Origin of the sequence: Sphingopyxis sp. JAI128, from assembly GCF_014207235.1 — a bacterium.
Classification (GTDB): domain Bacteria; phylum Pseudomonadota; class Alphaproteobacteria; order Sphingomonadales; family Sphingomonadaceae; genus Sphingopyxis.
Window position 1 is genome coordinate 572,237 of sequence record NZ_JACHDA010000002.1, and the last position, 19,473, is coordinate 591,709.

25 protein-coding genes are annotated in these 19,473 nt (G+C 65.0%); 17 read left to right on the top strand and 8 right to left on the bottom strand.

Features of this window, described 5'->3' with window-relative positions; all coding sequences use genetic code 11:
• The first annotated feature begins 29 nt into the window (after nt 1–29).
• Nucleotides 30–359 carry a UrcA family protein gene (locus HDC35_RS06735; protein ID WP_184644913.1) on the top strand — a complete coding sequence of 110 codons (330 nt, stop codon included), beginning with the start codon at nt 30–32 and terminating at the stop codon, nt 357–359.
• A gap of 325 nt (nt 360–684) precedes the next feature.
• Here HDC35_RS06735 and HDC35_RS06740 read toward each other — a convergent pair whose 3' ends face one another.
• A complete protein-coding gene (locus HDC35_RS06740) occupies nt 685–1,077 on the bottom strand; it encodes a helix-turn-helix domain-containing protein (protein WP_184644915.1) in 393 nt (130 codons plus the stop codon).
• A gap of 114 nt (nt 1,078–1,191) precedes the next feature.
• Between HDC35_RS06740 and HDC35_RS06745 the strand changes: the two genes are divergently transcribed.
• The 4 genes from HDC35_RS06745 to HDC35_RS06760 all read left to right on the top strand — a co-directional run bounded on the left by HDC35_RS06745 (nt 1,192) and on the right by HDC35_RS06760 (nt 4,487).
• The gene (locus tag HDC35_RS06745; protein WP_184644917.1) at nt 1,192–1,935 is read left to right on the top strand and encodes an SDR family oxidoreductase; all 744 of its coding nucleotides are present in this window, start codon (nt 1,192–1,194) and stop codon (nt 1,933–1,935) included.
• Between the two features lie 206 nt (nt 1,936–2,141).
• Entirely contained in the window at nt 2,142–3,389 is a 1,248-nt protein-coding gene (rlmN, locus tag HDC35_RS06750; protein ID WP_184644919.1) for a 23S rRNA (adenine(2503)-C(2))-methyltransferase RlmN, read from the top strand.
• A gap of 227 nt (nt 3,390–3,616) precedes the next feature.
• Nucleotides 3,617–4,075 (top strand): outer membrane protein, encoded by a 459-nt coding sequence (locus tag HDC35_RS06755; RefSeq protein WP_184644920.1) that lies wholly within the window; start codon nt 3,617–3,619, stop codon nt 4,073–4,075.
• 88 nt (nt 4,076–4,163) lie between these two features.
• The gene (locus tag HDC35_RS06760) at nt 4,164–4,487 is read left to right on the top strand and encodes a YnfA family protein (protein ID WP_184644922.1); all 324 of its coding nucleotides are present in this window, start codon (nt 4,164–4,166) and stop codon (nt 4,485–4,487) included.
• On the opposite strand, the gene HDC35_RS06765 is transcribed toward HDC35_RS06760, so the two are convergent.
• Nucleotides 4,484–5,197 carry an arylesterase gene (locus HDC35_RS06765; RefSeq protein ID WP_184644924.1) on the bottom strand — a complete coding sequence of 238 codons (714 nt, stop codon included), beginning with the start codon at nt 5,195–5,197 and terminating at the stop codon, nt 4,484–4,486. The two genes, HDC35_RS06760 and HDC35_RS06765, sit on opposite strands and share 4 nt — an antisense overlap.
• Before the next feature lie 47 nt (nt 5,198–5,244).
• Here HDC35_RS06765 and HDC35_RS06770 point away from each other — a divergent pair, with 47 nt between their 5' ends.
• Both HDC35_RS06770 and HDC35_RS06775 read left to right on the top strand, forming a co-directional pair.
• A complete protein-coding gene (locus HDC35_RS06770; RefSeq protein WP_311770728.1) occupies nt 5,245–5,913 on the top strand; it encodes an ATP-binding cassette domain-containing protein in 669 nt (222 codons plus the stop codon).
• Between the two features lie 157 nt (nt 5,914–6,070).
• The gene (locus tag HDC35_RS06775) at nt 6,071–8,572 is read left to right on the top strand and encodes an ABC transporter permease (protein ID WP_184644929.1); all 2,502 of its coding nucleotides are present in this window, start codon (nt 6,071–6,073) and stop codon (nt 8,570–8,572) included.
• Here the strand turns inward: HDC35_RS06775 and HDC35_RS06780 are convergent.
• The 6 genes from HDC35_RS06780 to HDC35_RS06805 form a co-directional block, all read right to left on the bottom strand.
• Nucleotides 8,569–9,330: a sulfite exporter TauE/SafE family protein gene (locus HDC35_RS06780; protein ID WP_184644931.1), complete on the bottom strand. Its 762-nt coding sequence runs from the start codon at nt 9,328–9,330 to the stop codon at nt 8,569–8,571. The genes HDC35_RS06775 and HDC35_RS06780 overlap by 4 nt on opposite strands.
• Nucleotides 9,327–10,187 (bottom strand): metallophosphoesterase, encoded by an 861-nt coding sequence (locus tag HDC35_RS06785; RefSeq protein ID WP_184644932.1) that lies wholly within the window; start codon nt 10,185–10,187, stop codon nt 9,327–9,329. Before HDC35_RS06785 ends, HDC35_RS06780 begins: the two co-directional genes overlap by 4 nt.
• A gap of 2 nt (nt 10,188–10,189) precedes the next feature.
• Complete coding sequence (gene thrS / locus HDC35_RS06790; RefSeq protein WP_184644933.1) at nt 10,190–12,190, bottom strand: threonine--tRNA ligase; 2,001 nt, start codon at nt 12,188–12,190, stop codon at nt 10,190–10,192.
• 120 nt (nt 12,191–12,310) lie between these two features.
• Complete coding sequence (locus HDC35_RS06795; protein WP_184644934.1) at nt 12,311–12,805, bottom strand: SGNH hydrolase domain-containing protein; 495 nt, start codon at nt 12,803–12,805, stop codon at nt 12,311–12,313.
• Complete coding sequence (locus HDC35_RS06800) at nt 12,771–13,298, bottom strand: hypothetical protein (protein ID WP_184644935.1); 528 nt, start codon at nt 13,296–13,298, stop codon at nt 12,771–12,773. Before HDC35_RS06800 ends, HDC35_RS06795 begins: the two co-directional genes overlap by 35 nt.
• A gap of 302 nt (nt 13,299–13,600) precedes the next feature.
• A complete protein-coding gene (locus HDC35_RS06805) occupies nt 13,601–14,317 on the bottom strand; it encodes an acyltransferase (protein WP_184644936.1) in 717 nt (238 codons plus the stop codon).
• A 48-nt stretch (nt 14,318–14,365) separates the two neighbouring features.
• Between HDC35_RS06805 and HDC35_RS06810 the strand changes: the two genes are divergently transcribed.
• From HDC35_RS06810 to HDC35_RS06855, 10 genes are all read left to right on the top strand, one after another.
• Nucleotides 14,366–14,698 (top strand): VOC family protein, encoded by a 333-nt coding sequence (locus HDC35_RS06810; RefSeq protein ID WP_184644937.1) that lies wholly within the window; start codon nt 14,366–14,368, stop codon nt 14,696–14,698.
• A 104-nt stretch (nt 14,699–14,802) separates the two neighbouring features.
• Nucleotides 14,803–15,423 carry a hypothetical protein gene (locus HDC35_RS06815; protein ID WP_184644939.1) on the top strand — a complete coding sequence of 207 codons (621 nt, stop codon included), beginning with the start codon at nt 14,803–14,805 and terminating at the stop codon, nt 15,421–15,423.
• Nucleotides 15,420–15,611 carry a helix-turn-helix transcriptional regulator gene (locus HDC35_RS06820; RefSeq protein WP_184644941.1) on the top strand — a complete coding sequence of 64 codons (192 nt, stop codon included), beginning with the start codon at nt 15,420–15,422 and terminating at the stop codon, nt 15,609–15,611. Before HDC35_RS06815 ends, HDC35_RS06820 begins: the two co-directional genes overlap by 4 nt.
• A 65-nt stretch (nt 15,612–15,676) precedes the next feature.
• Nucleotides 15,677–15,931, top strand: a complete 255-nt coding sequence (locus tag HDC35_RS06825) for a DUF6356 family protein (RefSeq protein ID WP_037556512.1) — start codon at nt 15,677–15,679, stop codon at nt 15,929–15,931.
• A 65-nt stretch (nt 15,932–15,996) separates the two neighbouring features.
• Nucleotides 15,997–16,758: an alpha/beta fold hydrolase gene (locus tag HDC35_RS06830; RefSeq protein WP_184644943.1), complete on the top strand. Its 762-nt coding sequence runs from the start codon at nt 15,997–15,999 to the stop codon at nt 16,756–16,758.
• 9 nt (nt 16,759–16,767) lie between these two features.
• Nucleotides 16,768–17,205 carry a thioesterase family protein gene (locus tag HDC35_RS06835; RefSeq protein WP_184644945.1) on the top strand — a complete coding sequence of 146 codons (438 nt, stop codon included), beginning with the start codon at nt 16,768–16,770 and terminating at the stop codon, nt 17,203–17,205.
• A 9-nt stretch (nt 17,206–17,214) separates the two neighbouring features.
• Nucleotides 17,215–17,652, top strand: coding sequence for a VOC family protein (locus HDC35_RS06840; RefSeq protein ID WP_184644946.1), 438 nt, complete (start codon nt 17,215–17,217; stop codon nt 17,650–17,652).
• A gap of 23 nt (nt 17,653–17,675) precedes the next feature.
• Nucleotides 17,676–18,071 (top strand): VOC family protein, encoded by a 396-nt coding sequence (locus tag HDC35_RS06845; RefSeq protein WP_221438137.1) that lies wholly within the window; start codon nt 17,676–17,678, stop codon nt 18,069–18,071.
• Between the two features lie 66 nt (nt 18,072–18,137).
• Nucleotides 18,138–18,866: a hydroxyacylglutathione hydrolase gene (gene gloB, locus HDC35_RS06850; protein ID WP_184644950.1), complete on the top strand. Its 729-nt coding sequence runs from the start codon at nt 18,138–18,140 to the stop codon at nt 18,864–18,866.
• Between the two features lie 64 nt (nt 18,867–18,930).
• A complete protein-coding gene (locus HDC35_RS06855; protein WP_184644953.1) occupies nt 18,931–19,377 on the top strand; it encodes a hypothetical protein in 447 nt (148 codons plus the stop codon).
• The last annotated feature ends 96 nt before the right edge of the window (nt 19,378–19,473 follow it).

Here is a 19,473-nt window from a genome sequence, read left to right on the forward strand (position 1 = left end):
CCTCCTCAGCCGGACGATGGAGACACGAGATGCAAAAGCTTCTGATCCTCGCCGCCCTTGCTGCCGCAACGGTCGGCCAGCCCGTAGCGGCACAAACCGCGCCCGCAAATTCGAGCGTCGCCGTGACACACAAGGACCTCGACCTTCGGACCGAGGCCGGCACGAGGGCGCTCGACCGCCGCATCTGGCGCGCCGTCGTCGAGGTGTGCGGCACGGCGCCCGATTTCGACATCGCGGGCAAGAATGACGTGCGACAATGCCGCCGCGATACGCGCGCCCTCGCGTCGGCGCAGGCCGACGTCGTGATCGCCAGCGCGACGCGCGACCAGCCGATCCGGGTCAGTTCGTTCCGCAAGTGACCGGCGGACCCAAGTTGCAGGGTTCGCCAAAGCCGGGATCGTGATTCGGGCACGATCACGGTCCCGGCTTTTCTTGTGGATTATGTGCCGTCCCATGCCCCTCGCCGGTGGCGTCGAGCCGGACTTCGGCGGCTGCGGGGGTGGTGAGCCGTCACAGTCAGCCCCCCTCGTCACCCCGGACTTGATCCGGGGTCCATGACTTCGACGCCGCGATGGATCCCGGATCAAGTCCGGGATGACGATGGGTGGAATATCCTCCCTGTGGCGCAGCCATGGGGAGGATTAAGGACGCAACCGGTCGGAAGCTGCCGGCGCAAATCTTTCCTCAATCCCGCGCGTCGAACGCCATTCGCGCCCGCGCTACCCTTTCCAGATTGGCCTCTGCCCACACCCACACGCCGCAAAAGGCTTCGCCCAAACTATGTCCGAGGTCGGTCAGGCAATATTCGACCTTGGGCGGGACGACCGGATGGACGGTGCGCACCACCAGGCCGTCGCGCTCCATCGCGCGCAGCGTCTGCGTCAACATCTTCTGGCTGATGCCGGGCACGCGGCGCGACAATTCGGTGAAGCGGCAGGTTCCATGGTCCTCCAACTCTTCGAGAACGAGCAGGGTCCATTTGTCGGCAACTCGACCGATGAGTTCGTTGACGAGCGTTTCGACGCGCGGATCGACCGGCACGTTCGGATCATAGGCAATTTTTTGGGGCGTCGGCATGGCGGAAAATCCAAATCTCTCTTTTGGGTAACTATGGCACTTCCGGGTGCCTACTTTCTTTTGGAAAGTATAGGGATATCTAGGTCCTCTCACCACCCCCAAAGGAGGCAATCCATGAAAACCACAGGCAACACCATCCTCGTCACCGGCGGCGGTTCGGGCATCGGGCTGGCACTCGCGCAGCGTTGGCACGACGCCGGCAACATGGTCATCGTCACCGGGCGCAATGCGGCCAAACTCGACGCGGCGATCGCCGGACGGGCGAACATGTCGGCGATGGCGCTCGACGTGACCGACGCTGATGCGATCGCGACTTTCGCGAAAGAGGTCGTGGCGAAATTTCCGAACCTCAATATCCTCGTGAACAACGCCGGTATCATGGCCGCCGAGGATGCCGGCGCAAAACGCGACCTGTCGCATGCCCAGGCAACCGTCATCACCAACATCCTCGGTCCGATCCGGCTAACCGACGCGCTGGTCGATCATCTGGCGGCGCAGGCGGACAGTGCGATCGTCAATGTCACGTCCGGCCTGGCATTCGTACCGCTGCCCAAGGCGCCGACCTATTCGGCGACCAAGGCGGCGATGCACAGCTATTCGGTCGCGCTGCGCATCCAACTGGGAGGCAAGATCGAGGTGATCGAACTGGCGCCGCCCGCGGTGCGCACCGACCTGACCCCGGGCCAGTCGACACGCGAGGGCTATATGCCGCTCGACGATTTCGCCGACGAGGTGATGACGCTGTTTGCGCAGACGCCAACGCCGGAGGAAATCCTCGTGCAGAATGTCCTGCCGCTGCGCAATGCCGAGGCGAACGGCACGGTGCCGCAGGTGCTGGCAATGCTGAAATCGCTGTAAAAGATCCAATCCTCCCTGTGGCGAAACCATGGGGGGTGGCAGCGCGAAGCGCTGACGGAGGGGCTGTGACGCGGCCCCTCCACCACCCTTGCGGGGCGGCCCGCTGGCGCTACGCGCCGTCTGCGACTCCCCCATCGCGACGCGACAGGGAGGATCAATGGCCGCAATTGCGCTTTTCGCCCTCTCCCACTATATCGCCGCGCATCATGCAGATTCCCGGCCATATCGATCCCCTGACGACGGGCACCGTCCCGCTGCGCGGCGGCAACCGCATCGACCTTGTCGGGCTGACGCGCGACGCGATCGGCGGCGTCCTCGTCGAGGCCGGGCTCGACGCCAAGGCGGCGAAGCTGCGCGCCAAGCAGATCTGGCACTGGATTTATCACCGCGGCGTCACCGATTTCGAGGCGATGACCGACATCGCCAAGACGATGCGTCCCTGGCTGACCGATCGCTTCATCATCGGGCGGCCGACGGTGCGCGAGGCGCAGGTGTCGGGCGACGGCACGCGCAAATGGTTGCTCGCCGCCGCCGACGGCCAGGAATATGAAATGGTGTTCATCCCCGACGCCGATCGGGGAACGCTCTGTGTTTCGAGCCAGGTCGGCTGCACGCTGAACTGCCGCTTCTGCCACACCGGGACGATGCGGCTGGTGCGCAATCTCGGTGCGGGCGAGATCGTCGGGCAGGTGCTGCTCGCGCGCGACGCGCTCGGCGAATGGCCGAAGGGAACGATGGCGGGATTTGGTCCCGATCCCGAAGACGATGACGCCGACGACGATGCCGGCCATTATACCGCCGACGGCCGGATGCTCACCAACATCGTGATGATGGGCATGGGCGAACCGCTGTATAATTTCGACGAGGTCAAGGGCGCGCTCAAGATCGTGATGGACGGCGACGGGCTCGCACTGTCGAAGCGACGGATCACTTTGTCGACGAGCGGGGTGGTGCCGATGATGGCGCGCGCGGGCGACGAGATCGGGGTCAATCTTGCGGTTTCGCTCCACGCGGTGACCAAGGAAATCCGCGACGAGATCGTGCCGCTCAACCGCAAATATGGCATCGAGGAATTGCTGCAGGCGTGCGCCGACTATCCCGGCGCGAACAATGCGCGGCGCATCACCTTCGAATATGTGATGCTGAAGGACAAGAATGACAGCGACGAGGATGCGCGCGAGCTCGTCCGGCTGATCAAGCAGTACAAGCTGCCCGCCAAGGTCAATCTGATCCCGTTCAATCCATGGCCCGGCGCACCCTATGAATGTTCGACCCCCGAGCGCGTGCGCGCGTTCAGCAACCTGATTTTCAAGGCGGGCATATCGGCCCCGGTGCGCACCCCGCGCGGGCGCGACATCATGGCGGCGTGCGGGCAATTGAAGAGCGCCGCGACCAAGCCGACGCGCGCCGAACTCGACCGTATCGCCGAGGAAAAACAGGCCGCGCTCGGCTGATCGTCCTTCGCGCGCCGATTTCTCCCTTATAAAAATCGTCGGAAATCTGCCGCTCCCGCAGGTTCGTTCTTGCATAGCTATTCTATACTGTGTGGTAAAAATAACACAGGTCAGAAAATTGTCACATTCTGAACGCCCCGTTCATTGACGCGACAGGCGCGGACGCCATTTAGGGGCCGGACCGCGACCCAAAGGGCGTGGCCGTGTTTGAATGAAGGAACGAAAAAATGAAAAAATTCGCAGTTGCTGCCGCTCTCCTCTCGGCCGTCGTCGCAACCCCCGCCCTCGCAGCCCCCGGTGGCGAAGGTCATGTGGAAGTTCGCGGCGGCCTGATCACCGGCAACGGCCAGGACGAAGCCACGCTCGGCGCCGCCGCCGGTTATGACTTCGACCTCGGCAGCTCGGCGTTCGTCGGTGCCGAAATCGCGGGCGACAAGGTTCTTGTCGACGGTGCGAACGTCCAGTTCTCGGCCGGCGGCCGCGCCGGCGCCAAGGTCGGCGCCAACGGCAAGCTCTATGTCACCGGCGGCTACACCTTCGGCGACGTCGACGATCCGTACGTCGGTGCCGGCTACCAGCACAAGCTGACCCAGAATGTCTATGCCAAGGGCGAATATCGTCACCAGTTCATCGACAATTTCGGTGACTTCGACACCTTCGTCGTTGGCGTCGGCTTCGCTTTCTGATCCATTCGGAACAGCGAGACGAAAAGAGAGGGGCGGCCCCGTCGGGTCACCCCTTTTCTTTTGCCCGCGATCCCGGCACCGTGCGCCGATGACGGCTGTGGCATATATCGGGGCGGCACTCGCCGAAATCGCTGGCTGCTTCGCCTTCTGGGCGTGGCTGCGGCTGGACAAGCCGATGTGGTGGGTCGTGCCGGGAATGACGGCGCTCGCGCTGTTCGCTTACCTGCTCACGCTGGTCGATGCCGAACATGCAGGGCGGACCTACGCCGCCTATGGCGGGGTCTATATCGTGTCGGCGCTGCTGTGGCTGTGGGCGGTCGAGGGGGCGAAGCCCGACCGCTGGGATGCGATCGGTGCTGCAGTGTGCCTTGCCGGCGCGGCGATCATCCTGTTCGGGCCGCGCGGCAGCTAGTCGGCGTCAGGCAGCGCCTGTTCGACGAGCGGCGCCAGCCCCTCGGCCACGACCTTCACGCCCTTCGCATTGGGATGGAGATTGTCGCCGAGCATCAGCGCCTTGTCGGTGACGACATTGTCGAGGATGAAGGGATAGAAACTCACATCATATTTCGACGCGAGGTCGGGATAGATGGGATTGAACCTGCCCGCATAATCGCTGCCGAGATTGGGCGCCGCCATCATACCGGTGAGCAGAACCGGAATCTCGCGCTTTTTCAGCTCTGCAAGCATCGCGTCGAGATTGGCGCGCGTCTGGTCGGGGCCGATGCCGCGCAGCATGTCGTTGCCGCCGAGCCCGAGCAGGACGAGTGCCGGCTTCGTCTTCGCATTGTCGAGCACATAGGTCAGCCGCTGGCGGCCGGCGGCGGTGGTGTCGCCCGACACGCCGGCATTCTGCACGCGCGCGACGACGCCGTCATCGGCAAGCGCGGCCTGCAACTGCGGCGCAAGACCTTCTTTCGGACCAAGCTGGTAACCGGCGTAGAGGCTGTCGCCGAAAGCGATGACGAGCGGCGCATCGGCTGGGATCGCCGCCGTCCCGGGCGCGGCCGCAGTGTCGTTCGTCGACGCGGGTGGCGCCTCCGCCGACCCGCATGCGGCGAGCGGTTGGCAAAGCGCGATCGCGCAACCATATATCGCAGAAGAGCGCCATCCGGCCGTTCTCATTTCAAAGGGTCCTCTCCTTGCCCGACGCCCAACGACAATCGCCAGGCGTGGCGATCGCCGCCCATAATGTGACGCTCACGCTGGGAAGCGACAAGGCCCCCGTCGAAATTTTACGCGGCGTCGACCTCGAGGTCGAAGCCGGCACCTCGGTCGCGCTGCTTGGCCCGTCGGGATCGGGCAAAAGCTCGCTGATGGCGGTGCTGGCGGGGCTCGAGCGCGCCAATGGCGGCAGCATCCATGTCGCGGGGCTCGATTTTGCGGCGATGGACGAGGATGATCTGGCGCGCGCGAGGCGCGGCCGCATCGGCATCGTGCTCCAGGCTTTTCACCTGCTCCCGACAATGACCGCGCTCGAAAATGTCGCGGTGCCGCTCGAACTCGCGGGGATCGCCGACCCCTTCGGCCGCGCCGCCGCCGAACTCGAAGCCGTCGGGCTCGGGCATCGGCTCACCCACTATCCCGCGCAGCTGTCGGGCGGCGAGCAGCAGCGTGTCGCGATTGCGCGCGCGATGGCAAGCAGTCCCGCGATCATCTTTGCCGATGAACCGACCGGGAACCTCGACACCGCGACGGGGCATGCGATCATCGAGCTGATTTTCGCGCGCCGTGCCGCGTTGGATGCCACCTTGCTGATCATTACGCACGACCCCGAACTGGCCGAGCATTGCGACCGGGTTGTCGTGATGCACGATGGGCGGATCGAGAAACGGGCGTGAGCGTGGCCAAACCATCCTCCCTGTGGCGCAGCCATAGGGAGGCGGCAGCCGCGCGGCCGCTGACGGAGGAGCTATGGCGCTGGCGTCGCGGCCCCTCCACCATCTGCTTCGCAGACAGTCCCCTTCCCCATCGCTTCGCGACAGGGAGGATTTGGTGATGTTGCCGTTCGCCACGCTCTGGCGGATCGCGCGGCGCGACCTTGCGGCGCGCATCCGGGGTCTGCGCCTGCTCGCGGTTTGCTTGTTCCTCGGCGTCGCGACGCTCGCCGCGATCGGCAGCCTGACGCGCGGCATCACATCCGAGCTCGAAGTCCGCGGGCAGACGATCCTTGGCGGCGACATCGAATTCAGCCTGCCGCAGCGCGAGGCCACCGCGGAAGAAATGGCGGGCTTCCGCCGCGTCGGCACGCCCTCGGCCACTGTGCGACTGCGCGCGATGGCAAACGATCCCGACGGCGAGGCCTTGCTGTCCGAGCTGAAGGCGGTCGATGGCGCCTATCCGCTCTATGGCACGATGCGGCTTGAGAGCGGCGCGCGCCAAGGCCCGCCGCCCCCGGGCGCAATCTGGATCGGCAAGGACCTCGCCTCGCGGCTCGACCTGAAGGTTGGCGAACGCGTAAAGTTCGGCGAAAAAGGCTTTCTGATCGACGGCGTGATCGCCGAGGAACCCGACCGGCTGGGCGAAGGCTTCACGCTCGGTCCCGTTGCGATCATCGGGCTTGGCGACCTACCCGCGACACAGCTGATCCAGCCCGGCAGTCTCTACGAAAGCAAATATCGCGTCCGCCTGCCGGGGGACGCGAACCCCGAAGCGGTCGGCAAGGCGCTGACCGCGGAATTTCCCGACGCGGGCTGGGACATCACCGACAGCAGCAATGGTGCCCCCGGCACGCGGCGCTTCATCGAGCGCATGGGGCAGTTCCTGTCGCTTGTCGGGCTGGCGGCGCTGGTGATCGCGGGGATCGGCGTCGGGAACGGCGTCGCGAGCTATCTTGCCGGCAAGCGCCCCGGTCTCGCGACGCTGAAAGTGCTCGGTGCCGACAGCGGCACCGTCGCGCGCATCTATGGCCTGCAAATTCTCGCGGTCGCAGCGGTCTCCATTATCGCCGGGCTGATCGTGGGAGCGCTCGCCCCCGCGATCATCGGCTGGATCGCGGGCGACGTGCTGCCGGTCAAGCCCGGCATCGCCATCTATCCGCTGCCGCTCGCCGTCAGCGCGGCCTATGGCCTGCTCATCGCGATCGCCTTTGCCCTGCCTCCGCTCGCAGCGACGCGCCATGTTCCCGCCGCCGGCCTCTACCGCGCAACGGTCAGCGGCGCGGCGCGGATCGACCGGCAGACGGTGATCGCGGTGGCGGCGGCGCTCACGGCAATCATCGCGCTGGCGGTCGGCACCGCGCGCGAGCCGCTGTTCGCATTGGGCTTCATCGGCGCCGCGATCGGCCTGCTGCTAATCCTCGTCGGGCTTGGCTGGCTGGTGCGTCGCACCGCGAGCCGCCTGCCGCGACCCCAGCGCCCATTGTTCCGCCTCGCGCTCGCAAACCTCCACCGTCCCGGCGCGGCGACGGGCGCGCTCGTCGTCGCGCTGGGACTGGGGCTCACCCTGTTCGTGACGCTCGCGGCGACCCAGACGAGCATCACCGCCGAAATCCGCTCGACCGTGCCGCAGCGCGCGCCGAGCTTTTTCGTGCTCGACGTGCCGCGCACCGAGGCGACACGCTTTCGCACGATGGTGACGGACGCCGATGCGAAGGCCGAGATCAACATGATCCCCGCACTGCGCGGCAGCGTCACCGAATTTCGCGGCCAGCGCGTCGACGAGCTCGCCGAACTGCCCGAGGGCGCATGGGTGCTGCGCGGCGACCGCGGGCTGACCTATAGCCCTCTCCTTCCCAACGGCAGCGAGCTCGTCGGCGGCGCATGGTGGGCGTCCGATTACAAGGGGCCGCCGCTGGTCAGCGTCGAGCAGGAGGTCGCGACGTCGCTCGGGCTCAAGCTCGGCGATACGCTGTCGGTCAATGTGCTGGGGGTCGAGGTGCAGGCGAAGGTCGCCTCATTCCGCACCGTCAACTGGGACAATTTCGGGCTGAACTATGTGCTCGTCTTCTCGCCCGGTACCTTCGACGCGGCGCCGCACAATATGGTCGCGACGGTCGCGGTGGGGCCCGAGGCCGAAACCGCGCTGTCGCGTAGCATCCCGCGCGCCTTTCCTTCCGCCTCGTTGATCGCCGTGCGCGATGTGGTGAGCCAGGTCACCACCCTGCTGACCCAGATGAGCCAGGCGATCGCCGCGGCGGCGAGCATCGCGATCCTCGCCGGCATCGCGGTGCTGATCGGGGCGATCGCGGCGAGCCGCGAGCGGCGCGTCTACGACAGCGTGATCCTGAAGCTGCTCGGCGCGACGCGCGGGCAGATTTTGGGCGCGCAGGGCATGGAATATGCGGTGCTGGCCGCCATCCTCGCGGGGCTGGCGCTTGGGCTGGGGCTTGCCGGCGCCTGGTATGTGGTGACGCAGCTGTTCGAGTTCGACTTCGCGCCCGATCCGCTGATCGTCGGGCTGACCCTCCTCGGCGGCGCGGGCCTGTCATTCCTGATCGGCATCGCGGGAAGCTGGCCCTTGCTTTCGGCGAAACCCGCGCAGGCGCTGCGCAGCCTCTAGTTCAGGATCCGCACCACCGCCGAAACCGCCGCGACGCCCAGAACGACCGCAACCATCGCCTGCCACACATGCGGCGCGACGCTGCCGAAATGGCGCCCGCCGACACGGTTGCCGAACCACATCGGCGGGAAGAGGATCAGCGACAGGACGACAAGCCGCGTCGTCGCGATCCCCACCCACAGCGCCGCGAGCGTCCCCGCGATCGCGGTTGCAAAGAAGATCAGCATCATCGATGCGCGCGCAACCTTGGGCTCAAGATGGCGGCGAAGATAGAAGGGCACGACCGGCGGCCCGGGCATCGCGGCGAAGCCGGTGAGGATGCCCGATACGATCCCCGTCCCCGCGATCGCGAAGCGCCCCGGCCGGTGCCCCTCGGGCTGTTTGGGCAACAGGACCGCGACGAAGGCGCCGACGGCGATCAGCGTAATCAGCAAGCGGGCGACGTCGGGCCTTGTTGCGTCCAGCGCGACCATGCCGGCGGGCGTCGCGAGCATGGCAAGCAGCGCGATCGGGACCGACGTGCTGCGGTCGGCGTCGGCCAATATCACTTTCAGCCCCACGGGTCCGATCAGCAATTGCAGCAAGATGCCGAGCACCACCGCCTCCCCCGGCGCGACGATCAGCCCGAGCAGCGGCACGAGGATGATCGCCATGCCGAACCCCGTCAGCCCGCGCACATAAGCCGCGCCGAACGTCATTGCCGCCGCGCCCGCGACGGTCGGCGGCGCAAGCCCGACGAGATGCTCTAAGCCGGTCATCGCGGCGGCGCTTTCGGTTTCAGCGTCACCAGCCACGCGTCGGGCGGGGTATTGAAGCGAAGCGGCAGGATGCTGGTCCCGAGCCCGGCGCCGACAAAGACGCGCTGGCCCGCATCGTCGATATCGCCGCACGCAAAGCGGTCGCCGTAGCGCGAGACATAGGTCAGTGCGCCGATGAAGGGAAAGCGGATCTGGCCGCAATGGGTGTGACCGGCGAACACCGCGGCAACCGGCCGCGGCAGGTCGGGGACGACGTCAGGGCTGTGCGTCAGCAGCAGCGGTACGCCGGGGCCCAACCGGTCCATCGCCGCGAACGTCGCGGGCACATCGTCGTGCCCCGAATAATCGTCGTCGACCCCGCCGACGATCAGCGGACCCACCGCGATCACTTCATTCTGCAACACGCGAAGCCCGCGTTTTTCGAGCTCGCCGCGCAGCGCGTCGCGCCGGAACCAGTGGTCGTGATTTCCCGGCGCGACGACGACGCCGAGCGGCGCCTTCAGCCCGCCGAGCGGCGCGACGACCTCGGCCGGCGTATAGATATGCGTCGCGCTGCGCTTTTCGCTGACAAGGTCGCCCGCGATCAGGACGAGGTCGGGCTTTAGCCGGTTGAGGTTGCCGACGATCCGCGCCAGCCGCGCGGGCGGCATGTCGGGGCCCGCGACATGCGTGTCCGAGATCAGCAGGATTTTGACCGGCGGCTGTCCCGCCGGCCAGTCGCCGACATCCACGGTCGCGGTACGGATCAGCGGATCGCGCGCCGCGTTCCAATATCCCTTTGCGAGAAGCGCCGCGCCGATAACCGCCAGCAACAACAGCCAGCGCAGCCAGCGGCGCGGGCGACGCTTCTTCGTCACGCTCAATCGCGCAGGTCGGGCGGCGTCGCCTCAGTCTTCAGCATCGCGATCGCCTCGGCGAGCGGCATGACGCGCTGGCCATCCTGCCCCAGCGTGCGGATCGCGACGGTGCCCTCCTCGGCCTCGCGCTTGCCGACGACGAGCAGATGGGGGACCTTGGCGAGACTGTGCTCGCGGACCTTGTAATTGATCTTCTCGTTGCGCAGGTCGCTGTCGGCGCGGATGCCTGCGGCGACGAGCTGATCGAGGGCATCCTTCGCATAATCGTCGGCGTCGCTGACGATCGTCGCGACCACCGCCTGCACCGGCGCGAGCCAGGTCGGGAAGCGGCCCGCAAAATGCTCGATCAAAATGCCGATGAAGCGTTCGTAGCTGCCGAAGATCGCGCGATGGAGCATCACCGGGCGGTGGCGCTCGCCATCCTCGCCGATGTACGACGCGTCGAGCCGGTCGGGCAGCACGCGGTCGGACTGGATCGTGCCGACCTGCCACGTCCGGCCGATCGCGTCGGTCAGGTGCCATTCGAGCTTGGGCGCATAGAAGGCACCCTCGCCCGGCAGTTCTTCCCAGCCATATTGTTCGGTCGCGAGCCCCGCCTCGACCACGGCATTGCGCAGTTCGTCCTCCGACTTGTCCCACATCTCTTCGCTGCCGAAGCGCTTTTCGGGGCGCAGCGCGAGCTTGATCGCATAGGTGAAGCCGAAATCCTTGTAGATGCGATCGGCAAGCGCGCAGAAATTGCGCACCTCCTCGACGATCTGGTCCTCGCGGCAGAAGATATGCGCATCGTCCTGCGTGAACTGGCGCACGCGCATCAACCCGTGGAGCGCGCCATGCGGTTCGTTGCGGTGGCAGCAGCCGTTTTCGTAAAGGCGCAGCGGCAGGTCGCGATAGGACTTCATGCCCTGGCGGAAGATCAGCACATGCGCGGGGCAGTTCATCGGCTTGAGCGCCATCCATTCGGCGGCGTCGGAGACGATCGGCCCTTCGTCCTCGGTGTTCGGCACCTCGTCGGGGATGACGAACATATTCTCGCGATATTTGCCCCAATGGCCCGACTGTTCCCACTGGCGCGCGTCCATCACCTGCGGCGTCTTGACCTCCTGATAGCCCGCGCCGTCGATCGCGCGGCGCATATAGGCCTCCAGCTCGCGCCAGACGCGGAAGCCGTTGGGGTGCCAGAAGACCGAGCCATGCGCTTCCTGCTGGAGGTGGAACAGGTCCATCTCCTGCCCCAGCCGGCGATGGTCGCGCTTTGCCGCCTCTTCCAGCCGGACGAGATGTTCGGCGAGCTGCTTTTTGTTGAGCCAGCCGGTGCCATAGATGCGCGAGAGCTGCGCATTCTTCTGGTCGCCGCGCCAATAGGCGCCCGACACGCGCGTGAGTTTGAACGCCGCAGGGTCGAGCTTGCCTGTCGAGGCGAGGTGCGGACCGCGGCACATGTCCATCCAGCCCTCACCGCTGCGATAGACAGTGAGTTCTTCGCCCTGCGGCAGTTCGGCGGCCCATTCGGCCTTGAACGTCTCGCCGTCCGCCTGCCATTTCGCGATCAGCGCGTCGCGTTCCCACACTTCGCGCGTGAGGGGGAGGTCGGCGGCGATGATCCGCCGCATCTCTTCCTCGATCAGCGGCAATTCCTCGTCGCGGAACGGGCCATGCTCGGCGGTCGGCGCGAAGTCGTAATAGAAGCCGTCGTTTGTCGACGGGCCAAAGGTGATCTGCGTGCCTGGAAACAGGTTCTGCACCGCCTCCGCCAACACATGCGCATAATCGTGGCGCACCAGTTCGAGCGCATCGGCCTCGTCGCGGCTCGTCACCAGCGCGAGGTTCGTGTCCGCCTCAAGCGGCCGCATGATATCGCGCAGTTCGCCGTTGACCTTCGCGGCGAGCGCTGCCTTCGCGAGGCCGGCTCCGATATCGGCCGCGATCTCGGCCGCGGTAGTCCCGCGCACGACTTCACGGGCAGAGCCATCGGGAAGGGTGACACGGATCATCTCGGACATCGAAAAAGGGGCCTTTCTTGCGGGGTAAAACAGCGCCCCTTTGCCAGCATGCGATATGGGCGGCAAGGGGCGGATTCACAACCAGGCTGGCAACGACGAACAGCCGCGGGCTGTCCCCCATCACTCTCCTGCCGGGCCCGTGATCGTTTGGTCGATATAGGTAGCGTATCTGCGCACGAAGGAGGCATTGAGATGGGATTCGTCGAGATATGCGGGGTTGCCGTCGGCGTCCGCCACCCGGCACGAAATTCCCGAACATAATGTCTCGAACGGGTCGATCACGATGGCGCCCTGCCGTGCGGCTATCCGCCGTATGAGGCGATTCAGCTCCACCAGTCCATCGCGCGCCTTGCGGCCGTCGCGGTATTCCGCGGGGCTGTATCGAAGGTCGCCGAGCCGCGAGCCGGTCAAAAGGTCGCGAGGTCCAAAGCCCTCCCCCGTCGGGATGCTGAGGACGATGAATTTCTGCTTGCCCGCCGGGATCGTCTTCAGAAATCTTTCGAAGGAAGCCGCAGCATTTGGGTCGGTGAGCAACGACCGAAGATTGACCCACTGCTGGGCAATCACAACGGCCTTGACCTCATCCAGCCGCACCAAACGGTCGATTTCCGCCAACTTCCCGGCGCAGTCGCGTTGCTGCGCGGCCCAGCTCAGGCGAAGCGAAGTGACACCCGCCTTTCGTTGCAAAAATCGCGCTGGGGCTTCCCGGGTTGCCGTCGATCAGGAACGAGACGCGCGGCGCATATTGCTCCATGTTCGAATCGCCCACGAAAAGCACCGCATCGTCCGCGCGCCCTTTCTTGCGATAGAAGGTGTAGTCCAGAAAACTTTTCTGGACCGTCATGTCCCGCGACGGATATTCCCAATCATTGACGGCGCGAACGACCCGTTCGAGGTCCGGCCGGTCGAGACGGTTGGATACCGGTCCGGTCCAGAACAACAGCCCTGCGACGCCGATCGCCGTCATGACGCCTGCCAGGATCAGCGCGATCGCCCCGGTGTTTCTGCGCCGGATCGGCCGTTCGAACAGAAGATATGTCATCCACGCCAGAATGATGGAGAGGCCAACGAGCCCGATACGATGGATGGCCCCAAGCGAACTGGTCATGACCAGCGTCTTTGCCCAGACGAGCAAGCTCCAATGCCAGAGATAGAGGGGATAGCTGATGAGCCCGATCCAGATCATCGGGGGGAACGCGAGGAGCCGGTTCGGCAATGCCGCCGACCCCGCCGCGATCAGCGCCGCGGTGCCAAGCGTCGGCAGCAAAGCGTAAAGGCCGGGAAAAGGGCTGGCGTCGGTTATGAGCAAGACGCCGGCGAGAAGCATGGCGACGCCGGCAAAGGCCAGCCGATTCCCTGTCCGACGTCCGAAGCCGCCGCCTTGCAGACGCCAATATGCCAACATCCCGCCTATCGCGAGTTCAAAAAAAAGCGGGACAGTGGCGAATAATAGGCAGCCGTGGGGTCCTGGAAAGTCGCGTAGGGGCTGTAGACAAGCGAACCGAGCGCGAGGAGACCGACAATCCAGATAAACCGGCGCCGCGACGCGAAAGCCAGAATCAAGGGCCAGACAATATAGAACTGCTCCTCGATCGCGAGGCTCCAGAGGTGGAGCAGCGGCTTTGTATCGGCGGCGCTGTCGAAATAGCCCGCCTCTCCCCAAAAGGCGAAATTTGCAACAAAAGCTGCGCTGGCGGCGATGTGCTTGCCCAGTTGCTCGAACTCGTTCGGCACCAAGCTGTACCAGCCGAGCGCCGCGTTGAATCCAAGAACCACGACGAGCGCCGGAAAAATCCGGTTGATCCGGCGGGTATAGAAATGGAGATATCCCCACGTTCCGCGGTTCATCTGCCCGAGGATGATCGTCGAAATGAGGTAGCCGGAGATGACGAAAAAGACATCGACCCCGATGAAGCCCGCTTTGATATGGTTTGGGAAAAAATGATATCCTAGGACCAGCCCCACAGCGACCGTACGCAGGCCATCGATATCCGGTCGGTAATTCACGTTTTCGGACAAACCATTATTCCCGTCTGCGTCGCTTTGTGCGTGCGGCGCGACTGCATGGCATGGGCGGCGAATGTCAAGAGGCGGGAGATAGAAGCAGCATCGGTTGAGTTGTGGCACATATGGCTGGAAAATCGCACCCGGCAGGCTAGGCTGGGGTCGTGGTCGATGCCCCCTGCCACCAGCACCGCTTTCTATGAAAAGCTCGGCCTGTCGATTGTCAGCGACTATGGCAGCTATCGCCTACTCGAGGATGGCAAGGGCTGGCAGCTTCACCTGACCAACGAGTCGCAACCTACATGGCCCGAGCGCGACGAGAACCCGTTCGGCCTGTATCTGTACTCCGAGCGCGTCGACGAATTGGCCGAACGGGTGCGCGAAGCGATCCTCGGCCCGGTGAAGGCGCCGACGCACAAGCCGTGGGGCATGTACGAGTTCGCGCTGTCCGATCCCGACGAGACGCTGGCGCGCGTCGGCTGGTCGAGCCGGTTGACGAAGTAGGGCGGTCGCTTTCTGCTAGCGAGCTTGTCATTATGTCAACGTCGGTTGACTTCGTAGCGGCGAATATGTAAAGCTACCTTGTCTATCAGATAAGGATGTTTGACATGGCCGAGAAGACGAAAAATGTTGGAAAGGGCTTCTCGGGTCGCCAACCTGGCTTCTGGGCGGCGGCCTTTGCGCTGGCGATGTGCGCTATCGCCTTTGCTGAGCATCGCGGCCTTCTGGGCGGCTGGCGGTCGCTACCGTTTGTCGCAGCGGCGACGCTGTTTCTTTTTCCACTGACAAAGGCGGCGAACAATCGGCAAGCCGCCGCAGGCGCGCTGTCGCCGGCGACACGGCGATATAATCGGCGCATGTTGATCTGGTCCCTCGGTTATGTCCTGTGTCTGGGCATAGCGATGACCGTTCGCAACTATCTTCACCCGCAAGGCGCCCTGCTGTGGGGGATCGCCGTCCTGCCTTCGGTGCCGATGATCTTCTTCGTGTGGACGCTGGCGCGCTATGTGGTCGAGGAAGAGGATGAATATCTGCGATATCGACAGACCAGCGCCGCCCTGATCGGCCTCGCGCTTGTCCTTCTGGCCGGAACGCTATGGGGCTTTCTGGAAACCTTCGGCGTCGCTCCGCATGTCCCCGCCTGGTGGGTGGTGCCGGTCTGGGCGATTGGCCTGGGACTGGGCCAGATGGTCATGACGTCGGCCGAACGGCGCACGGGCCGGACATGAAGAACCGATTGAAGGTCCTCCGCGCGGAGCGCGACTGGAGCCAGCAGGACCTCGCCGATCGACTCGAGGTGTCGCGCCAGTCGGTCAATGCGATCGAGACCGGTAAATATGACCCGTCGCTTCCCCTCGCCTTTCGCATCGCAGAACTGTTCGACATGCGGATCGAAGAGATTTTCTTGCGCGGCTGACCGGCAACCTTGCCCCCCCGCCCCCGCCCCGCTAGGGCGGCCGCAGCCGCAAAGGAGCCGTCCCCATGTTCAAGCGCCTGTTCGTCGATCACCCCAAGAGCGTCGATGAAAATTATATCGAGCATTTCGGCGTTGCGTCGAAATTCGGCGTCACGATGATCTGGGGCGGCCTGTGCGCGCTCGTTCATGCCGTGGTGCCCGGTTGGTGCATCACGACAGGCAGCGACACGATCCAGCGGCTCAACCACATCATGGTCGAAAAGCGGCGTGCCAAAGGGCAGGCCGTGATGCAGATGAGCACGATCGACTGGGTCATCTGATCGCGGTGCGTTCGTCCACGCACGATATGCCGTTCGCATCGGGCGGGAAATGAGGGCCGAGCTTCGTGAATGATTCCGCTGCCCCAGCTTATCTGGACCGTCCCGGCCGCCCCCGGCTCGCCTATCGCCACACGCCGGGCGCTGGTTCGACGATCGTCTTCCTGCCCGGCTATATGTCCGACATGGCGGGGGGCAAGGCGACCGCGCTGTTCGACTGGGCGGTGGCCGAAGGGCAAAGCTGCCTGCTGCTTGACTATGCGGGATGCGGGCAGTCGGACGGACTGTTCGCCGACCAGACCCTGCTCGACTGGCGGGGGGACGTGCTCGATCTGATCGACGCCAACACCCAAGGCCCCGTCGTGATCGTCGGATCGTCGATGGGCGGCTGGCTGATGCTGCTCGCGGCACTGGCGCTTGTCCAGCGCGACGGGACGGGGCGCGTCGCAGGCCTTGTCGGCATCGCCGCCGCGCCCGATTTCACCGACTGGGGTTTCAGCGAGGACGAAAAGGCGATCATCCTTGCGGAAGGCGCGTTGGTCGAGGAAACGCCCTACAGCGATCAGCCCTATGTCACCGCGCGCGGATTTTTCCAATCGGGCGAAGCGAACCGGCTGCTCGATACCGAAATCCTCCTCACCTGCCCCGTGCGCCTGCTTCATGGCCAAGAGGATGGCGACGTGCCGCCCGAGATCAGCCTGCGCCTGTCGGTCGCGCTTGCAAGCGAGGATGTGCAGGTAACGCTGATCAAGGGCGGCGACCACCGCCTGTCGCGCGACACCGATATCGCGCTGCTGATCGACACGGTCGCGCGGCTTGCCACCAACTAGAGGAACATCATGGCTCGCAGCGATTTCAAATTCAGCGTCAGGAAGCGCATCCGCTATGCCGAAATCGACGCGCAGGCGGTGGTGTTCAACAGCCGCTATCTCGAATATTTCGACATCGGCATCACCGAATATTGGCGCGGAGTCGGCGTCTATGATCGCTGGCCGGCGCATAGCAGCCCCGAATTCCACGTCGCGCGCGCCGAGGTCAATTATCGCGCGCCGATCCTGCTCGACGAGGAAATCGAGATTTGCGTGCGCGTGGCGCGCGTCGGCACCAGTTCGATGACCTATGTGTTCGAGCTACACGGCGCGGGCAAAGACGATCTGCGCGCCGACGGGCAGCTCGTCTATGTCCATGTCGCCAAGGCGCAGGGCGCGCCCGCGCCCGTGCCCGACGAATTCCTATTCCTGTTCGAAGCGTTTGAAGCGCGCCCGCTTCGCGCCTAATATGACGCCATGATCAAATATCTTCACACGATGATCCGCGTGTCGGATCCGCAAGCCACCGTCGATTTCTTCAAGCTGATCGGGCTCGAGGAGACACGCCGTTTCGATAACGAAGCCGGCCGCTTCACTCTGATCTTCCTCGCTGCCCCCGGACAGGGCGATGTGGCCGAGGTCGAGCTGACCTATAACTGGCCGCCCGAGGACGGCAGCGCGCCCGAGCAATATAGCGGCGGGCGCAATTTCGGGCATCTCGCCTACCGGGTCGACGATATCTATGCGACCTGCCAGCGGTTGATGGATGCCGGGGTGACGATCAACCGCCCGCCGCGCGACGGGCATATGGCGTTCGTGCGCTCGCCCGACGGCATTTCGGTCGAACTGTTGCAGGACGGCCATCTGCCGCCGCAGGAACCCTGGGCCTCGATGCCCAACACCGGCGCCTGGTAGAAACCGCGAGGATGCCGGGCCTGTTGATCAATATCGACGTGCCCGACCTTGTCGCTGGCGAGCTTTTCTATACCAGCGCGCTGGGGCTGACCGCGGCGCGGCGGTTCGACGACGACATTCTCGAACTGACCGGCTGCGAAATATCCCTCTATCTGATCGCCAAGCCCGCCGGCTCGGCGATCGGCCCCGGCGGTGGCGATTTCCGCCGTTACGGCCGGCACTGGACGCCGGTCCACCCCGACTTTTCGGTCGGCGATCTCGACGATGCGATCCGGCGCGCCGTTGCGGCGGGCGCCGTGCAGGAGGGCGAGACATTGGACCTGCCCTATGGCAGACAGGCGATGTTCGCCGATCCCTTCGGCAACGGATTCTGCCTGATCGAGTTCAACGAACGGGGCTATGACGCCCTTGCGCGTTGACCCTCGACCAAGGCCCGCTGGCGCCCGCTCCGTCTTGAAGGTGCGAGACGCTGGAAAGGAGACATCATGGCTGCGCTGGAAATCGTCCGTATTCCCGTCCTCAGCGACAATTATGTCTGGCTGGTCCACGATCCCGTCAGCGGGGCGACGATGGTGGTCGACCCCGCGGTCGCCGATCCCGTGCTGGCGGCGGCGGCGGAACGCGGCTGGACGATCACCGATATCTGGAATACCCACTGGCACCCCGATCACACCGGCGGCAATGCCGCGATCCGGGAAGCCACCGGTTGCACGATCACCGGCCCCGCCGCAGAATATGCACGCATCCCGACGCTCGACGTGCAGGTGAAGGGCGGCGACAAGGTCAAGCTCGGCGAACACGTCGCCGACGTCTGGGACGTCCCCGCACACACCGCGGGGCACATCGCCTATCATTTCGCCGATGATCTAGCGATCTTCGTCGGCGACACGATGTTCGCGATGGGGTGCGGCCGGTTGTTCGAGGGCACCGCCGAGCAGATGTTCGCCAATATGCGGAAGCTCGCGACGCTCGACGAGGCGACGCAGGTCTATTGCGCGCACGAATATACGCTTTCGAACGCGCGCTTTGCGGTGACGGTCGATCCGGACAATGAGGCGCTGGCCGCGCGGCTGGCGGCGGTCGAAGCCGCGCGCGCCGCGGGCGAGGCGACGGTGCCGACAAGCATCGGAGAGGAGCGCGCGACCAACCCCTTCCTCCGCGCGCCGAGCGCCGCCGAACTTGGCCGTATCCGAGCGCTGAAAGATGCCGCCTGATGTCCACGCTTCAGCGCGCGTTCATACGCCTTTGCTATCCCGATCCGACTCAAGGAGCATTTTCATGGTCAAGCTGAACCTGATGGGGGGCGCGCTGCTGATCGCGGCCGCGCCACTGGTGGTCAGCTGCGCGCCGTCCGGCTCGGCCGAACCGGGTGCAGCCGCACTCACCCCCAAACAGGCCGAACGGCTCGACAAGCAGCTCGCCGGCAAGGTCCCCGGCGAACCGATCAAATGCCTGCCCAGCTATCGCAGCACCGATATGATCCGCGTGTCCGACAGCATCCTGCTCTATCGTTCGGGCGGCAACCTTGTTTATCGCAACGACCTGAAGAGCAGTTGCCCGGGCCTCGCCCGCGACAGCGACATCATGGTCGTGCGGCAATTCGGATCGTCGACGTGCAGCGGCGATTTCTTTCACCTTGTCGACCGGTCGAGCGGAATCCGCGGCCCGACGTGCGTGTTTGGCGAATTTGTCCCCTATCGCAAACCGGCGGGGGACAAAGGCTGAACCACCGGTTCAGCCGCAGGCGGGGACCGGTTTGCGCCGAGCTCTTCGGGTCGCAACCCCGCCTGCCATAGAAATGCAGTCACTATCGGATCCCGT

Excerpts from the sequence above, each read along its gene's own strand:
- HDC35_RS06755 (WP_184644920.1), top strand. The coding sequence starts at position 3,617 with ATGAAAAAATTCGCAGTTGCTGCCGCTCTCCTCTCGGCCGTCGTCGCA.
- HDC35_RS06840 (WP_184644946.1), top strand. The coding sequence starts at position 17,215 with ATGATCAAATATCTTCACACGATGATCCGCGTGTCGGATCCGCAAGCC.
- HDC35_RS06800 (WP_184644935.1), bottom strand. The coding sequence starts at position 13,298 with ATGACCAGTTCGCTTGGGGCCATCCATCGTATCGGGCTCGTTGGCCTC.
- HDC35_RS06810 (WP_184644937.1), top strand. The coding sequence starts at position 14,366 with ATGCCCCCTGCCACCAGCACCGCTTTCTATGAAAAGCTCGGCCTGTCG.
- HDC35_RS06775 (WP_184644929.1), top strand. The coding sequence starts at position 6,071 with ATGTTGCCGTTCGCCACGCTCTGGCGGATCGCGCGGCGCGACCTTGCG.
- rlmN (WP_184644919.1), top strand. The coding sequence starts at position 2,142 with ATGCAGATTCCCGGCCATATCGATCCCCTGACGACGGGCACCGTCCCG.
- HDC35_RS06740 (WP_184644915.1), bottom strand. The coding sequence starts at position 1,077 with ATGCCGACGCCCCAAAAAATTGCCTATGATCCGAACGTGCCGGTCGAT.
- gloB (WP_184644950.1), top strand. The coding sequence starts at position 18,138 with ATGGCTGCGCTGGAAATCGTCCGTATTCCCGTCCTCAGCGACAATTAT.
- thrS (WP_184644933.1), bottom strand. The coding sequence starts at position 12,190 with ATGTCCGAGATGATCCGTGTCACCCTTCCCGATGGCTCTGCCCGTGAA.
- HDC35_RS06765 (WP_184644924.1), bottom strand. The coding sequence starts at position 5,197 with ATGAGAACGGCCGGATGGCGCTCTTCTGCGATATATGGTTGCGCGATC.
- HDC35_RS06780 (WP_184644931.1), bottom strand. The coding sequence starts at position 9,330 with ATGACCGGCTTAGAGCATCTCGTCGGGCTTGCGCCGCCGACCGTCGCG.
- HDC35_RS06760 (WP_184644922.1), top strand. The coding sequence starts at position 4,164 with ATGACGGCTGTGGCATATATCGGGGCGGCACTCGCCGAAATCGCTGGC.
- HDC35_RS06855 (WP_184644953.1), top strand. The coding sequence starts at position 18,931 with ATGGTCAAGCTGAACCTGATGGGGGGCGCGCTGCTGATCGCGGCCGCG.
- HDC35_RS06735 (WP_184644913.1), top strand. The coding sequence starts at position 30 with ATGCAAAAGCTTCTGATCCTCGCCGCCCTTGCTGCCGCAACGGTCGGC.
- HDC35_RS06820 (WP_184644941.1), top strand. The coding sequence starts at position 15,420 with ATGAAGAACCGATTGAAGGTCCTCCGCGCGGAGCGCGACTGGAGCCAG.
- HDC35_RS06835 (WP_184644945.1), top strand. The coding sequence starts at position 16,768 with ATGGCTCGCAGCGATTTCAAATTCAGCGTCAGGAAGCGCATCCGCTAT.
- HDC35_RS06825 (WP_037556512.1), top strand. The coding sequence starts at position 15,677 with ATGTTCAAGCGCCTGTTCGTCGATCACCCCAAGAGCGTCGATGAAAAT.
- HDC35_RS06745 (WP_184644917.1), top strand. The coding sequence starts at position 1,192 with ATGAAAACCACAGGCAACACCATCCTCGTCACCGGCGGCGGTTCGGGC.
- HDC35_RS06815 (WP_184644939.1), top strand. The coding sequence starts at position 14,803 with ATGGCCGAGAAGACGAAAAATGTTGGAAAGGGCTTCTCGGGTCGCCAA.